Genomic DNA, 15,306 nt, shown 5'->3' with positions numbered 1-15,306 from the left:
AGGAGTTTGGAAATGGCCCATAAAAAAATAAAAATTATTGCTTGGTTACTAGCCTTTGTTACGGTATTGTTTGTCAGTCCGCTTGCGGTCAAAGCAGAGGAAAGCGACTTTTCTGTCAATGCTGGCGCTGCGTTTGCTATCGATGCCGAAACCGGCAAAATTTTATATGATCAAAATGGTGAAACCCCAGTGGGCATCGCCTCTGTCACAAAAATTTTAAGCACCTATTTAATTTTAGAGAGTGTGAACAATGGCACGATTTCTTGGGAAGATCAGGTGCCCATTTCTGAATACACCGGCGCCTTGAGTTTAAATTGGGAGCTGTCAAATGTTCCTTTATATACCAATCAGACTTATTCCGTTCAAGAACTTTATCAAGCAGGCTTAATCGCTTCGGCCAATGCCGCAGTTGCCGCAATGGGTGTATATATCGCCGGCAGTGAGTCAAATTTTGTCGATATGATGAAGGCCAAATTAACAGAATGGGGCATTGACGATGCAAAAATCGTCAACAGCTCAGGTCTGAATAATTCTTATCTTGGGGAAAATATTTATCCCGGCAGTGCTGCCGATGATGAAAATATGATGTCCGCTAAAGATGTGGCGATTGTTGCTCAGCATTTAATTAATGATTTTCCGGAAGTCTTAGAAACCACCTCGGTAACTTCAATGGTTTTTTCGGCCGGCACGGCTTCTGAAACAGAAATGACCAATTGGAATTGGATGCTGCCGGGCTTTTTATATGAAAAAGCCGGCGTCGATGGCTTAAAAACCGGCACAACTGATTTTGCCGGCGAATGTTTTGTCGGCACCATGGAACAAAATGGCACTCGTGTTATCACCGTCATTTTAAATGCTGGTGGCACTGATACAGATACCGGCGCCCGTTTTACTCAAACGGGACTGCTGATGGATTATTGCTACAACACCTGGTCCCGTCAGGAAATAAGTCTTGATGATGCAACAGTTCCCGACTTAGAAACTTTGGCTGTACCTGATGGCGAAGAAATGACTGTGCCGATTACCGTTGAAGGTAGCGTAACTTTATGGGTAAAAAATGGCGCCGATTCAAGTAACGTTGCCTATGATGTTAGCTTAGATGACTCATTAGTCACTGACAATGAATTAGCGGCTCCAGTCAGTAACGGCCTGACTGTCGGCACCGCTACTGTCACCAACCCCGATGACACCCTTGGTTATCTCAATGAAGCGGACAATGTCCAAACAGTTGAACTAGTCACCACTCAAGAAGTGCTTAAGGCGAATTTTTTCATCAGAATCGCCCGTAGCCTTACAAACTGGCTCAATGATTTAATTGGTTAAAAGAACTAAACTTAAGCTTTTACACATAGAAAGCAGATGGCAAGCTTGATTGATAAGCTGCTATCTGCTTTTTGTTTGTATGTAAAAATTGAATACTTCACAGAGGATTTTCTTAAACTGACCGTTGGAATCAAAATCCTAAGTCTAGCCTACTGAAAATTTAATCAGGCAATTTTTTTCTAAATTAATCAAATAGCATTAAAAGATGCTCCTAAGAATTTTAGCAACAAAAATGACGAAAAAATATTTTGGCTAAGACATCTGGAAAAAGTCTTGTAGTACACCATTTTTTTATTGTTTCAAAGATTTTTTTGCTATACTATAAAGCAGACAGAGATTTACTTGTCAGTTCATTGAGTACAGGAGCTTGGTTATGAATTTTAATTTAGAAATTATTTTTTTTATCGGATACCTATTGGGTGTCATTGGCATTTATTTTTGGCAGCGAAAGAAACTGATAAATAGCAGCTTCTTTTATATTCTGCTTTTTTCAGGCTTATCGTTGCTGGCTTACACCTTATTTTTGGAATTTCGTGAAGGCAGCTATTATTTCTTGCTGCCGTCAGTTTTTTTCAGCATCTTTGCCTTGAGCTATTTTAGGGAAAAGCGGCGGCTAGTGAATGGCTTACTTTTCAATTTTTTCTTAATGAGTTTTGGTAGCTACCTGCTGTTTGTCATGTTTGAGGCCCAAAGTATTTTTCTCGGCGGGTTGCTGTCAGTGATTGGTCTGGCCATTTTATTTACCTTGGCCTTTGGCATTTACGCCCTGATTCTCTTTTTATATTGGAACAGTTATCTCGTCTTAAAAAAAGAATCCTTTTCTCTAGCGAATCTGCTGACGCTGCTTTTAGGCATTGGTCTGACGGTTTTTCTTTTAATTGAACTCTTTGTCCTCTCCCATCTGCCGGATTGGGTAGCAATTTTATTTTTCATTGTGCCATTGATGCTGGGCTATTTCTTTGTCGTCTTTTACAATTTCCTGACAATATCAGTCCTTTATCAGTTTAACCGCCCAAAATACAATCAAGATTATATTATTGTTTTAGGAGCCGGTTTGATTGATGGTAAAACCGTTACTCCGTTGTTAGCGAAGCGAATTGATAAGGCGATTCAGTTTTATAAAGCCCAAAAGCGGGCGACCATGAAGACCCCGATGATTTTAATGTCTGGTGGTAAAGGTAGCGATGAAAGTGTTTCAGAAGCTGAAGCGATGCGGACCTATGCCATTGAACAAGGGATTGCCGCTGAGGATATCTTGATGGAAACCAACTCACGAACCACCTTGGAAAATATGAAGTTCTCCAAAGAAATTATGGACGCCGGTTCCCAACAACCCTACAATGCAATTTTTACGTCGAATAATTTCCATATTTTTCGGGCGGGCTTATTTGCTCGCCAAGCCCAAATCAAAGCAGACGGCATTGGTGCCAAAACGGCCGGCTATTATCTACCCAATGCTTTTTTGCGGGAGTTTGTCGCCATTGTCGCTTTAAATAAAAAGCGCCATATCGCCGTGTTTTTATTTTTCTTAGTTTTCGTAATACTTTTTGCTTTAATCAGTCTACTCTTTTCATAAAAAAATCCCAGTCCTTATCAAGAATCTGATAAGCGCTGGGATTAATTTTTTTAAATTTTTCAAATGTTAGGCTAAGACTTTTCCAACAACTAAACCGGCGAAACAAAAGACAATTCCCACCACATACGTAATCGTAAAATACCAATAAAATAATTTGCGATTTTCCTTTAATAAAATAAACAGCTCAAAATTTAGCGTCGAAAAAGTTGTGTAGCCCCCCATCAAACCCGTTCCCAATAATAAATATAAGCTATTAGATAAATTCATTCCTGCAAAAATGCCTAATAAAAAGGCCCCGCTAAGGTTAATGATTTGGGTAGCAAAGGGGTAAGGATGCGGCAGCTTTTCAAATAGTAAATTAATACTGTAGCGAATCAAAGCCCCCATCGCAGCGCCAGTGCCGACTAAAAGAAAGTTCATTGGGCTAGCCTCCTTGGTGAGTACATATATTCACCGAGAAATGCCATCAACAATCCCCCAAAAATTGAAGCCACTAAATAAATCACAGCTAACAAATAATGATTTCCCGACAATAATTGTGCTGCATCTAAAGCGAAGGAAGAAAAAGTTGTCAAAGCTCCGCAAAAACCAGTGCCGACGCCAAGAATTAACCGGCCATTCCAATCCCGGTCCACCATAATATGTTTTACCAGCCAGCTAAACAGAAAACAGCCAACAAGATTGACCATCAATGTGCCGATTGGAAAATCACCAATTTTTGGGAAAATAAAGCCGACTAAGTAGCGCACATTTCCGCCAATAAAGGCAAAGGCAGCCACAATTAAATAATTAAGCTCCACCATAATTCCTCCAAACTTTTGAATTCTCCGTCATCTTAAGCTTATTTGTCGAAATTTTCAAGGAAGAATTCTCCAATTAGAACAAAAAAAGAAGAAAATCTCATTCGATTTTCCTCGGTAAACTTTTTAATTTCGGGCAAAAATGTGTTGCCACTTGCTCCGCATATTTTGCGTGAAGGGCTCGGAAGCTTCCTTAATTGCACAGTATTTATCAACCATTGTTACAATATAGCTTTCCTTATAACGAGGCGGTGCAATCGTTGCTCCCCACATGTGTTTCACAATAATGTCTCTTTCTAACGGAGACAATTCTGTGATTTTTTCAGCATTTTTAACGGCAATCCGTGGATGCATATAGGCATGAGAGCCTTCATCAAATTTGGTTGTCCGCCAATCATAATAAAATAAATCGTGCAGTAAACCTGCCCGTGCAGTTGCTCGAGCATCGCCATGCCAGCGTTTAGCCAATTTATAACTATAATAAGAGACACTTAAAGAGTGTTCTAAACGAGTTGAATTCACATGTTGTTTGTAAGTTGCCAGTTTTTGCACTTCGTCAGTTGCTAACAAATCTTCCACATAGGACATATATTCTTTATCATCTTGCCAAGCTAAAGTCATTCACAAAGGCCACCTTTAATTTTGAAATCATTCTAACACTTACTCAGTATAGCACGCCCCCAATGAAATTACTTCTAACGGTCTTGATTGTTAAGATTCCTTAATCTTTTTAAGAAAAATGTAAAGAAAATCCTTCTGCAAATAGAACTAAATTTTTTGAAAAGAGCTTTAGATCAGCGAAATTTTAGCTGATAACTGAAATTTTTTTACAGCTCTATTTCAACAGTCTTTTCACAAAAATTAATTATTCAGTGCTAAGGCATACATTAAAATGCCAGCTGCAACTGCTACATTTAAAGATTCCGCTTGACCCAAAATCGGAATATAAATGTTTTGATCGGTCTGATTTAAGATTTCTTGAGGAAGACCTTGTCCTTCATTGCCCATGATTAAAGCTGCATTTTCTAAAGGTTTGACTTCGGTCATACTGACAGCCGCTTCATTTAACTCAGTTCCATAGACTGGACTGCCAGCTGACTTGAACAGCTCGATGGCTTCTAAAATTGGTTTTTCAACAATCGGCAAATGAAAATTGCTCCCCTGCATACTCCGTAAAACTTTGGTGCTGTATATATCAGCGGTGCCTTCCCCTAAAATCACTCCAGAAAAACCAGCAGCATCCGCGGTACGAATCATCGTGCCGACATTACCGGGATCTTGCACCTCTGCTAATAATAACCAACGCCCACTAAAATCAGTCGTCTGATTGTCGGTTAATTCCATCACCGCTAAAATTCCTTGCGGCGTAGGTAATTCTGATAAACTATTCATCACGGCATCACTGACAAAATAAAGTTTCTCAGGCGGAAATTCCGCCAGCCAAGCTTGCCATTCCTGCAAGCCCCGCTGATTGACTAGGACGGCAGATATTTCCTGTTGATTTTTCTGCGCTTCTTCAATTAGATGAAAGCCCTCCAGCAGATATTTTCCTTCTGTTTGGCGCACTTTTTTCTTTTGATATTTTTTTAATTCTTTAATCCAAGTATTCTTCGTAGATAAAATTTCCTTCATGAACGTCACCTCGCGTTATTATAGCATGGGAGCCCTATCAGAAAAAAGCAGATTATTTTCTAAGCTACCTTTTAAAAAACTTGAAATCGGCGCCCTTTTTTTTCATAATAGAAACAAGAAAACGATTTAAGAAAGAGGTGCCCCATGAAAAAATTGAGAATTAATATTAAAGGTCGCGTGCAAGGTGTCGGCTTTCGCTATACCACCAAAATGGTCGCCGATGAATTAGGCGTGACTGGTGCCGTTTGGAACGAAGATGACGGCTCCGTTTCAATCGAAGCCGTGGCAGACGACGCTGTGATGGAGCTCTTTTTGCAGCGCCTAAAAGCTTCCCCCTCCCCTAGTGGCAAGGTTGCTGAAATGACCATGGAAGAAGCCCCTGAGTTGAAAGAAGGAAAGAAGTTTAATGTTTCTTATCGATAAATTTTAGATAGAAGCAGTCTAAATTTTGAGGAATTTTCTTTTTCACAACTAATAACGGGATTTGCTTTGGATAGTTGGATAAGTTATTTGTGGCAAGAAAAGCTATCGCTTGTTTAAATAGACAATAAATTTTTTAGACACTATTCTATCCAATCAAACCTGTTTTAAACACAATAAATATGTAATCACCCACGATTTTTAGCAAGTCAAAGTAAAATCCTAATTAACCTACCGCATTTTTTCACAGATAAAACCTGTATCACCTCCACTCTTAGAAAAACCTAAGACTTTCGCCTGATTTTTTAATGTTGAATTGAAATCAGGCGACTTTTTTAGTATAGTTAAAAAGTGTGAAATTTAAGGTAGAGGAAGAAACTAATGAATCGAATTAAAAATGTCTTACTTGGCTCCGGGATGGTCACTTTACTACTTGCTTTGTCTGGCTGTGTTGGCACAGACTCAAACGGAAATCCCGATACAAGCGGTATAATTTATCGCTTCTTAGTCCGTCCGATGGGCAGCTTGATGCAGTACTTAGCCAACGATTTTGGTTGGGGCTTTGGCTGGGCGGTAATTTTTATCACGATTATCGTGCGAATTATCATCATGCCATTAGGAATCAATCAGTCCCGTAAATCATTGATTCAGTCTGAAAAAATGCAAGCAATCAAACCACAAATGGATGCGATTAACGCCAAAGTTAAAGCGGCAACCTCGCAAGAAGAACAATTGGAAGCCAATCGTGAAATGCAGGAATTGTATAAAGCCAACAACATGAGCATGTTTGGCGGTATCGGCTGTTTACCATTGCTTATTCAAATGCCGATTTTCTCTGCGTTATATTTTGCGGCTCGTTATACAGAAGGCATCAGCGGTTCTGTTTTCTTCGGTATTAATTTAGGTGATGTTAGTTACGTCTTAGCGGCGATTGCTGGACTTTCTTATCTAGCCCAAAGCTTTATCTCGATGATTGGCTTGCCGGAGGAACAAAAGAAAACCATGCGTTCAATGATGATTGTTTCGCCATTAATGATTGGTTTTATGTCCATCAGCGCACCAGCCGGCGTTACTTTATACTGGGTAGTCGGTGGGGTCTTCAGTTGTATCCAATCTTTTATTACCAATGTTATGATGCGTCCAAAAATCAAAGCCCAAATTCAAGAAGAATTAAAGAAAAATCCGCCAAAACAAGTTGTCACACCTAGAAAAGATGTCACACCAACACCAGCAGAACCGATTCAAAATCGCAATGCAGGCGGTAGTGATAAGAACGGCCGTGGCAGAAATGCTGGCAAGCAGCAGCGGAAGTAAAAACCTATATTCATAAACAAACTGTAAAAGCGTCGGTGACTTACTGTCATCGGTGCTTTTTTAGTAGCAAATAAAATCACTTTTAACAATTCTTTCACTGAGTTTATCGACCTCTTCATCATCTTTATGCTATTTTTATTAGTATTCATTAGTCAGCTAAAAAACCGGTTTTCCCTTGTCTCCCTCCCCATTTTCCGCTAAACTAAAATCAGTTTGGTAGAAAAGGGTTGAAAATTTTGGTTAGTGCATATGTTAATATCTTGATTATTTTTGCTTTGATGTTTATCGGCTATCTTTTGTCCTATAAACAATGGTTTAACAATCAAACGGCGGATGTCTTTTCTAAATTGATTTTAAATATCGGCCTGCCCTGCAATATGTTTTTAAATATTACGAGTAGTTTTTCCCGAGAAGAGTTCCTCCATCTATTTTCGGGGATGGTGATTCCAATTTTTTCAATGCTTCTTACCTATGGCTTTAGCTTGCTTTATGCCAAAGTAATGAAGGTTGAGAAAAAACACTTTGGAACATTTTCGACAATGTTCACCTGCTCCAATACAATTTTTATCGGTTTGCCAATCAATTTGGCAATTTTCGGGGAAGCCTCAGTGCCTTATGTTTTACTTTATTACATTGTCAATACGACGATTTTTTGGACAATCGGGGTGTTTATGATTGCTAAAGACAATCCACAAATCGAAGCCGCGACAGTTTCTTTTCACCCGACGGCCGCTTTAAAAAAGATTTTCACGCCACCGTTAATGGGTTTTCTGATTGGCTTACTCTGGATTTTCTTAGAGTGGCCGGTGCCGCAAATGGCGACGACTTTTTTTAGTTATCTGGGTAATTTGACGACTCCGTTATCGATGTTTTTTATCGGAATCATTATTTTCTTCACCGGTATTAAAAATATTCGCCTCACTAAAGATACCTTTGGCGTTTTAATCGGTCGTTTTGTTATCTCACCTCTGCTGGTCATTTTATTAGGACATTTTATCCAAGTGCCAGCATTGATGCTCTCAGTTTTCATTGTGCAGTCTTCCATGCCAGTGCAAAATTCTGTACCAATTTTAGCCCGCAGTTATGGCGGCGATACAGAGTTCGCTGCCAGTAGCATGACCTGGAGTGTCTTGATTTACTTGTTTTATATCCCAATTTTATTGGCAATTATTTTATAAAAAAACAGCTAGCTCTCTGCACTTTTAGGTTTGCAGAAAGCTAGCTATTCTTTTAGGCTTTTATCAATTCTTCTTTGGCGGCCTTGAGCCACGGATGTTCAATTTTCAAATCATTTGCATAAAGCCAGTCTAGATAAACTATGCAAGCAGCATCTAAGGACTTTTTAAGAGCCGCTTCAAGCTCAGTCAAATAAGGCGGCGGCTGCGGACGATCCCACTTGATTTTGTCTGCGATAAAAAGACATTTATCAAATGGAGTTGCTGAAGGTTTCAAGGTGGTATGACAGGCAATCGCATTGAGAATTGCAGGATTACTTATATTAAAAAAAGCTTTTGCCAAATAACTGGATTGTTTTTGATGGAGCAGCATCGGTAAGGTCTTTTCTGCTGGGAGAATAGTATAACTAAGTGCGTTTTCAATCTGAAGTCGCTTTTCATTTGGAATCACACCACTTATATCGTGGAGCAGCCCTGCTTCAAAGGCGGCTGTAGGATTCAAATTAAAGTCTGCGGCAATAGCTTTAGCAGCTTCTGCCACTTCAAGAGAGTGCTCAAAGATTTCTTGTTTATTATACTCAAAAAAATAATTTTCAACCGTCTGAATCAGGTTTGGAAAAATTTCTTTTGGTTGATACTCATTAAGTGTCGCCACAAATTTGCTCCATTTCTTTATTTTATAGAAACCAAAAAATAACGAACAGAAGAAGGAGCACACCAAAGAACAGGAAGGGATGACCTTTTTTAAACTGTTCTGGTAGTATTCGTTCACTAACTCCCGTAAGGTGTTTGCCGCCTTCTAGATAAGACAATTCATATTTGGTTAAGACTGGTGGGTCATAATCTTTAAAAGGTGTAAGATAGGCAACTGCCCGCTGACGGTCATCACTCTCAAAAGCAACACTGCCTAAATAAGCTCATAAATAGTTTTTGGCAGCTCCTCTGTGCCTGGCTGAAAAAAAGCCCTCGTTTGTTTTTCTCGTTCCTGCCGGCTGACATCTTGAGCAGCCCCGTGATACTGGTATCGAATGTAGTCAACAATTAGTCTGCGACCGGGAAAATCCGGCAAGCTTCTTAAATGATGATAGACTTTATCAAATGTACTTTTTTTAAAAAAGCTGTGGTCTTCAAAAAGTAATAAATAGCATTGATAGACCTCTAATAGATAGTCAGAAGCATAAATTTCTCGGCACTCAGCAAGTAGTTGGACAATCTCAGCCAGCCGATTTTCTTTTGAAAATAGCAAATAAATCTGGTTGCGATTTTTAACATATAAATATCGCTGACTTTTAGGTATTTCAGCAAAAAAAGAGAAATCAAAATCAGGAAAGTACAGAATCTCCTGCTTCCATTGAAGTTCAGCCTGCTTGTTCTTCTTCACGGATACATCTTGACACAGGTCCAATAAAAATCTTCTAATAGGTAGCGATAGGACCAAGTATTCGCTTGCCAAAAATTTTTTTAAATACTCGAGAACTTTTGAAATCGCGGCTAATTCCTGCGGCATATTTTTTTTAATAAAAACTTGCCAAAGAATAACCTTATGGTAATAATTTTCATTGCCTTTAAACCTTCGAAAAGCGACTCGGAAATTTTCAAACTCACTCAAAGAAATGTTGGGAGCGTTCTCAGGTACTTCAAAATTCTCAACAGTAAACTCAATTATTTCAGTCTGTTTGTCGATAAATTCTTCATCGAGTTCTTTAGTCGGGTTATACGTGCGGGCAGCATCAAAAGCTGCCTTCAGCTCTTGAAACTCGACTGGGTTTTCCTCGACATTGATTGCTTTCAATTTTTTCGCATAAGCTTTCTTGATAGTTCTCTCGTCTGTGGTAGCGGCAATCTCAAGAATTTGCCAGCAATCTTTACGACCGGTCATAGAAAACTTCTTCCTTCCCACTCTTCGACAATTTTGCTGATTTTTCGATAAAGATTGCGAATAGTGGTCGGATTTTGCCCAATCAATGCACTATCAAAATCCAACAGCATCTGCTGAACAAAGTGGCGCTCATCACCTAAACTTTCACTATACCAACGCTCGAGCCGAGCCACTAGCAAACGATTTTCTGCTTTGTCCTGTGGCAAAATTTTGAGTTCAGTAAATTTTTTCAATGATTTTTGAATGTCAGCCTCACTAAGTTTCCCGGGATTTTGCTCAATTACTGTCGTGACTTCTCGCCCCGTTGCTGGATCTTGGGCGACAACCTCTAAAACGCCATTGTTGTCATAAGTAAAACGGCAAGTCACCAAATAATCCTCCCTCGTACCTTTTGGCAACGGAATCGTTAGCTCGCCGATTTTTAAATTTTCACTGGCTTTGGGACTCTCCCCTTGATAAATTCCAAAACGAATGGTCTTTTGGTTTTCCCGTAAGGTACCAAAAGGATGTTGAATGCTAACGGGTATCGTGGTATTTCTTTCAATGATTGGAAAGAAAATATCATGGATATAGCCGGTTGCCGTCTGCTGGGAAGTCTCGACGCCTAAGGAATGGGCGCTGACATCTGTTAAAATCAGCTCTTCTTTAAAGGTTTGGTCTTTAATTCCACCATGAATCGCAGCTCCGATGGAAACAACTTCATCGGGATTAATCTCACTGAAGGGAAACTGTTTTAAAATTTTGGCAAAATATTGCCGCACCATATCGCTGCGGGTAGCTCCGCCAACTAAAATAACCTGATCCAAATCACTTAACTTAATGCCGCCGTCCTTTAAGACCCGCATAATCGGCAAGTTTAAGCGATTGAACAAATGCTCAGAGAGTTTTTGGAAACCAGCTGGCGTTTGCTGGTAAAGATATTCTTCTTCCCCGAATTGAAAAACAGTTGAAAAATCACTGTTACTGCTGAGCAATTTTTTGCCTGCTTCCATGCGGCGATAAAGAACGCCCCGCTCTGTCGGAGTTAAAGCTAAATTAGGATGCCCCTGCAGAAAATCTTTGATTAACAGCTCAGTAAAATCTTCACCGCCTAAATAATTATCTCCTGAAATCGCCTCGACCTGCATGATTCCATCAAATAAATCCAGCAAGGAGACATCAAAGGTGCCGCCGCCTAAATCCAAAACCAAAATCATTTTATCTGTCGTCTGCTGTCCATAGGCTACTGCTGCCGCTGTTGGCTCACTGATTAGCTGCTTGACATTGAGATGAGCCAATTTTGCAGCCTCCATCGTGGCTTCCCGCTGAATATTATTGAAATAGGCCGGCACAGAAATAATCGCTTCTTCACAGGGTTCATGCAAATAGGCCTCCGCTGAAGCCTTTAATGAACGCAGGATTAAAGCCGACAGCTCGACGGGGCTAAATTCTTTTTCCCCCAGCAGATATTTTTTTTGCGTTCCTATAAATCGTTTAAAGGCTGCTGCTGTCTGCATGGGATGGGTAATCAAACGCTCTTTTGCAATCGCCCCCACCAAGACTTCACCATTTTCATCAATGCTGACAACAGAAGGCGTTAAGACTTCGCCGTGCTGATTGGGGACAATTTGTACTTTTTCTCCATCCCAAAAACTGATTAAACTATTAGACGTTCCCAAATCAATGCCAAAAACTGCCATTTCCCCACCCCATTATTCAAATTTAAATACTTTTTTTAGATTTTCCAGTTATTGTTCTACAAAAAAAGTATAACATTGTTTTTTCAAACAAAAAATAATTTTTCAGCGCAAAAAATCAGACCTCAACTTTTTCAGTCGCTGCTGGTAAAATCTAGCAGCTACCCAGAAAAAGTTGAGGCCTGAAAAAAATTTTTTGGCTGTCTTGAAAGGTGAGCTATTCGCTTCTTAAAGCCTCCACCGGATCTTTGCGGGCAGCCGCTGATGATGGGAATAAACCGGAGATAAAGGCCAGCAACATACTGATGCCGATTAAAATCAGGGCAGCTTCAATCGGCAGCTGGGCAATATTTTCAATCCCCATACGCTCATAGACAATCAGATTGGCGACAATGCTTAAAAGATAAGTGACCGTCACACCAATTAATCCAGCGATAAAACCGATAATCAGCGTTTCGGCATTAAAGACCCGCCGAATATCCCGTTTGCTAGCACCAATTGCCCGTAGGATGCCGATTTCTTTTTTCCGTTCTAATACAGAAATATAAGTAATCACACCAATCATAATTGAGGAAACGACCAATGAAATCGAAACAAAAGCCACTAATGCATAGCTAATTGTATCCACAATATCTGTCACAGAAGACATCATGGTCCCGACTAAATCAGTGTAACGAATAACTTTTTCTTTCTCGTCATCCGCCTCCACCTGACGATTATAAGTTTGCAAAAAGTTTTCGACTTCAGCTTTGGCATTAAAATCCAAAGAATATAGATTGATTTGTGCTGGTGCTGTTGGATCGGCATAGCCAAGTCGCTGCAAATTTTGCTCATAGGTACTTTGAATTGGATTCATAATTGTGTTCATTAATTCTAAAATATCGTCTTCTGACATGTTCAACTGAAAGGCTGAAGCAATCGCCGTTTGGTCAATCGTAATAGCATTTTGGATTTGCTGAGGCAATTGTGCCAGTAGATTGGCCGTCTGGTTTTGAATCTGCGTGGTTAGCTGTGTTTGTAAACTACTCATCACCTGTGTCACATAACTGGATAAAGTCGTTTGGATATAACTTTGCAGAGCCGTATTAATTTGGTTGTTCAATTGGCTTACATCTAAAATTTGATTCAGGTTTTCAGTAATCGTGCTCTGAACATCTTCCCGAGCTAAATAGGCCGGCAAGTCTTGAGCCATTTGCTCGAAGTCAGTCACACCATTGGCAATTTCTTCTGCTAAAAAATTCTGTAAAACAGTCACTATCACCCCCGTCAACTGATCTGTCGGAATCGAAATCTGTCCCTCCAGCGATTGGGTCAACTGAGTTAAATCAATTTGAGGTGCTGCAATACTGTTTAAATCAACGGAAAAAGCCCCTAAGTTAGAAAAATCTAAATTAATTTTGGAGCTATCAATATTGAAGGCCTCTTGAATTTTACTTTCATCCACTGTAATAAAGTCGCTAAATTCTATAGCCGCATTTTGACTCTCCTCATTTTCTTCGACAAAGGTCTTGCCGGAAAAAACATTGACTTCAGGATTGGCCATCTGTTGTTGAATAATAGGCTCTTTGGCTGCATCCTCCATCAATTGGGTAATCAGTTCCGGCATGTAATTGATCCCCATCGACAAAGAAGTTGCGCTGGCATCTTGCTGGGCTCTGACAACACCGACAATTTTTAAATCCATGCTGTCGTTAAGTAGCTCCTTCATGTAGTCGGCATTTTCCGAACGGTCCAGCCAAATATTGTAGGTTTCATCGTGAACATAGCGGGCAGCAGGATTGACCACTTTTAATTTTGCCGCCATTAAATCCTGATAGTCAAAGGGACCCGCCTCTTCAATATCGATATCAGCGTCTGGTTCGTTGGCAAAAATTTCCAGCATTCGTTTCAATTCATCGCGATTTCGCAAACCTAACGTGTATAAAATGTAATCGGAGATCTGATCGTTACGACCGACAACTAAAACAGCTTCATCTGCGGCTTGGGGCCAACGACCGGCTCGCACGTCATATTGGTCGCTAAACATATCAATCTCGCCCGGCATTTCATGAAAAACATTCATGCCAGAGCCGGAGCCAAAACCAAACATTGAACTGAGATTGCTGCTGGTGCCGAGAAAACTATTTAATAAAGTATCCGGATTGACTTGATTGACACCAGCTTGCGTATCTGCTAAATAAATCTGCGGCGTGATATTGTAAATATATTGCACATTTTTTACATAGTCTGTAAGCTGACTCTGATGGTCATCCAGATAGGTTTTTAACGAAGCTAAATCATTTTGACTGCGATAGTTGAATAAGGTCTCGACAATTTTTTGTTCCCGCAGTCCTTCGCTTGAAGCTTCTGTACTGCTCTCAGCCGTTGAGTCCACTGTTACTGCTGCAGTCTCATCACCATCCCCTAGAAAACTGGAAAAATCTAAACCGGTTTCTTGGATGGTCAAAGGATAGATGCTCATCGTTTCTTCTTCCGTATTTTTGATATACGCATTGATACCGCTTGCCAATGCCAAAATAGCGGCAATCCCAATAATCCCAATCGAACCCGCTAAAGAAATCACGAAGGTGCGGCCTTTTTTTGTCAGCAGATTACTCAAAGACAAAGCCACTGCTGTGAAAAATGACATGCTGACTTTTCGGGCCGCTCGTCCGCTCCGCTGTTCTTCTTTTTCAGGATCAAATGGATTGGTGTCGGTTTGAATCTGTCCATCTTTAAGTTCAATAATTCGGTTAGCATAATCCTCCGCCAATTCATTATTATGGGTCACCATTATCACCAGACGGTCTTTGGCAATTTTAGTTAATAAGTCCATCACCTGTTCACTGGTGGTCGTATCTAACGCTCCTGTTGGTTCGTCGGCTAATAAAATTTCCGGATCATTAATTAATGCCCGGGCAATCGCTACCCGCTGCATTTGTCCGCCACTTAGCTGGCTGGGAAGTTTGCGAATATGATCTGCCAGACCGACATCCGCCAGTGCCTTTTTTGCTCGCTCCTCCCGCTGACTGCGGGAAACACCGCTTAACGTCAAAGCCAATTCGACATTGGCTAAAACCGTTTGATGGGGAATTAAATTATAGCTTTGAAAAACAAAGCCAATCCGATTATTGCGATAAGTATCCCAGTCTGAATCCTTGTATTGTTTAGTGGAAATACCGTCAATTTCTAAATCGCCGTCATCATAGTGATCGAGACCACCGATAATATTTAATAAAGTTGTTTTACCTGAGCCGGATGGTCCCAAAATCGCCGCAAATTCGTTATCACGAAAAGTCACTGAGACACCGTCTAAGGCAGTTTGCGTAAAATCAACTGTCTTATAAGCTTTCCGCACATCTGTTAGCTTTAACATCAGCCTTCCCCCTTTTTCCACTCCCTTAAAAACTTTCACAGGGTTCTCTTTATTATATCAGTTTCTAATTTGGCTGGGGGCGCTTTCCTTAAAGATTATCTGTATATAAAAAAAGCTGTAACATTCGTTAAAACAGAACTGGTTTTTCCGAAAAAT

At 40.2% G+C, this 15,306-nt stretch carries 13 protein-coding genes; 5 read left to right on the top strand and 8 right to left on the bottom strand.

The annotated features are described in order from the left end of the window. Nucleotides 1–12 precede the first annotated feature (12 nt). Entirely contained in the window at nt 13–1,323 is a 1,311-nt protein-coding gene (locus AC1Z3S_RS11630) for a serine hydrolase (protein ID WP_461740498.1), read from the top strand. 373 nt (nt 1,324–1,696) lie between these two features. Then, nucleotides 1,697–2,899: a YdcF family protein gene (locus AC1Z3S_RS11625; protein ID WP_461740497.1), complete on the top strand. Its 1,203-nt coding sequence runs from the start codon at nt 1,697–1,699 to the stop codon at nt 2,897–2,899. A gap of 66 nt (nt 2,900–2,965) precedes the next feature. On the opposite strand, the gene AC1Z3S_RS11620 is transcribed toward AC1Z3S_RS11625, so the two are convergent. From AC1Z3S_RS11620 to AC1Z3S_RS11605, 4 genes are all read right to left on the bottom strand, one after another. After that, nucleotides 2,966–3,319 (bottom strand): fluoride efflux transporter FluC, encoded by a 354-nt coding sequence (locus tag AC1Z3S_RS11620; RefSeq protein WP_461740496.1) that lies wholly within the window; start codon nt 3,317–3,319, stop codon nt 2,966–2,968. Further along, the gene (locus AC1Z3S_RS11615) at nt 3,316–3,702 is read right to left on the bottom strand and encodes a fluoride efflux transporter FluC (protein ID WP_461740495.1); all 387 of its coding nucleotides are present in this window, start codon (nt 3,700–3,702) and stop codon (nt 3,316–3,318) included. The genes AC1Z3S_RS11620 and AC1Z3S_RS11615 overlap by 4 nt, the downstream gene beginning before the upstream one ends. Before the next feature lie 123 nt (nt 3,703–3,825). Then, a complete protein-coding gene (locus AC1Z3S_RS11610; RefSeq protein ID WP_461738450.1) occupies nt 3,826–4,320 on the bottom strand; it encodes an HD domain-containing protein in 495 nt (164 codons plus the stop codon). 240 nt (nt 4,321–4,560) lie between these two features. After that, nucleotides 4,561–5,331: a TrmH family RNA methyltransferase gene (locus tag AC1Z3S_RS11605; protein WP_461740494.1), complete on the bottom strand. Its 771-nt coding sequence runs from the start codon at nt 5,329–5,331 to the stop codon at nt 4,561–4,563. A 144-nt stretch (nt 5,332–5,475) separates the two neighbouring features. Here AC1Z3S_RS11605 and AC1Z3S_RS11600 point away from each other — a divergent pair, with 144 nt between their 5' ends. From AC1Z3S_RS11600 to AC1Z3S_RS11590, 3 genes are all read left to right on the top strand, one after another. Continuing rightward, nucleotides 5,476–5,754 (top strand): acylphosphatase, encoded by a 279-nt coding sequence (locus AC1Z3S_RS11600; RefSeq protein WP_461740493.1) that lies wholly within the window; start codon nt 5,476–5,478, stop codon nt 5,752–5,754. Nucleotides 5,755–6,132: 378 nt separating this feature from the next. After that, nucleotides 6,133–7,065: a membrane protein insertase YidC gene (yidC, locus tag AC1Z3S_RS11595; protein ID WP_461740492.1), complete on the top strand. Its 933-nt coding sequence runs from the start codon at nt 6,133–6,135 to the stop codon at nt 7,063–7,065. Nucleotides 7,066–7,301: 236 nt separating this feature from the next. Further along, the gene (locus tag AC1Z3S_RS11590) at nt 7,302–8,243 is read left to right on the top strand and encodes an AEC family transporter (protein WP_461740491.1); all 942 of its coding nucleotides are present in this window, start codon (nt 7,302–7,304) and stop codon (nt 8,241–8,243) included. Nucleotides 8,244–8,295: 52 nt separating this feature from the next. Here the strand turns inward: AC1Z3S_RS11590 and yqeK are convergent, their stop codons facing one another. The 4 genes from yqeK to AC1Z3S_RS11570 form a co-directional block, all read right to left on the bottom strand. Then, nucleotides 8,296–8,895: a bis(5'-nucleosyl)-tetraphosphatase (symmetrical) YqeK gene (gene yqeK / locus AC1Z3S_RS11585; RefSeq protein ID WP_461740490.1), complete on the bottom strand. Its 600-nt coding sequence runs from the start codon at nt 8,893–8,895 to the stop codon at nt 8,296–8,298. A 252-nt stretch (nt 8,896–9,147) separates the two neighbouring features. Next, a complete protein-coding gene (locus tag AC1Z3S_RS11580) occupies nt 9,148–10,119 on the bottom strand; it encodes a hypothetical protein (RefSeq protein WP_461740489.1) in 972 nt (323 codons plus the stop codon). Next, entirely contained in the window at nt 10,116–11,798 is a 1,683-nt protein-coding gene (locus tag AC1Z3S_RS11575; RefSeq protein WP_461740488.1) for an Hsp70 family protein, read from the bottom strand. Before AC1Z3S_RS11575 ends, AC1Z3S_RS11580 begins: the two co-directional genes overlap by 4 nt. 214 nt (nt 11,799–12,012) lie before the next feature. Then, a complete protein-coding gene (locus AC1Z3S_RS11570; protein ID WP_461740487.1) occupies nt 12,013–15,150 on the bottom strand; it encodes an ABC transporter ATP-binding protein/permease in 3,138 nt (1,045 codons plus the stop codon). Between the last annotated feature and the right edge of the window lie 156 nt (nt 15,151–15,306).

Source organism: Enterococcus sp. LJL90 (genome assembly GCF_056924355.1).
This window is presented reverse-complemented; position numbering and strand designations above follow the sequence as displayed.

Bases quoted from the DNA above. Each gene is read 5' to 3' on its own strand.
- AC1Z3S_RS11630 (WP_461740498.1), top strand. From the start codon at position 13: ATGGCCCATAAAAAAATAAAAATTATTGCTTGGTTACTAGCCTTTGTT.
- AC1Z3S_RS11625 (WP_461740497.1), top strand. From the start codon at position 1,697: ATGAATTTTAATTTAGAAATTATTTTTTTTATCGGATACCTATTGGGT.
- AC1Z3S_RS11620 (WP_461740496.1), bottom strand. From the start codon at position 3,319: ATGAACTTTCTTTTAGTCGGCACTGGCGCTGCGATGGGGGCTTTGATT.
- AC1Z3S_RS11615 (WP_461740495.1), bottom strand. From the start codon at position 3,702: ATGGTGGAGCTTAATTATTTAATTGTGGCTGCCTTTGCCTTTATTGGC.
- AC1Z3S_RS11610 (WP_461738450.1), bottom strand. From the start codon at position 4,320: ATGACTTTAGCTTGGCAAGATGATAAAGAATATATGTCCTATGTGGAA.
- AC1Z3S_RS11605 (WP_461740494.1), bottom strand. From the start codon at position 5,331: ATGAAGGAAATTTTATCTACGAAGAATACTTGGATTAAAGAATTAAAA.
- AC1Z3S_RS11600 (WP_461740493.1), top strand. From the start codon at position 5,476: ATGAAAAAATTGAGAATTAATATTAAAGGTCGCGTGCAAGGTGTCGGC.
- yidC (WP_461740492.1), top strand. From the start codon at position 6,133: ATGAATCGAATTAAAAATGTCTTACTTGGCTCCGGGATGGTCACTTTA.
- AC1Z3S_RS11580 (WP_461740489.1), bottom strand. From the start codon at position 10,119: ATGACCGGTCGTAAAGATTGCTGGCAAATTCTTGAGATTGCCGCTACC.
- AC1Z3S_RS11575 (WP_461740488.1), bottom strand. From the start codon at position 11,798: ATGGCAGTTTTTGGCATTGATTTGGGAACGTCTAATAGTTTAATCAGT.
- AC1Z3S_RS11570 (WP_461740487.1), bottom strand. From the start codon at position 15,150: ATGTTAAAGCTAACAGATGTGCGGAAAGCTTATAAGACAGTTGATTTT.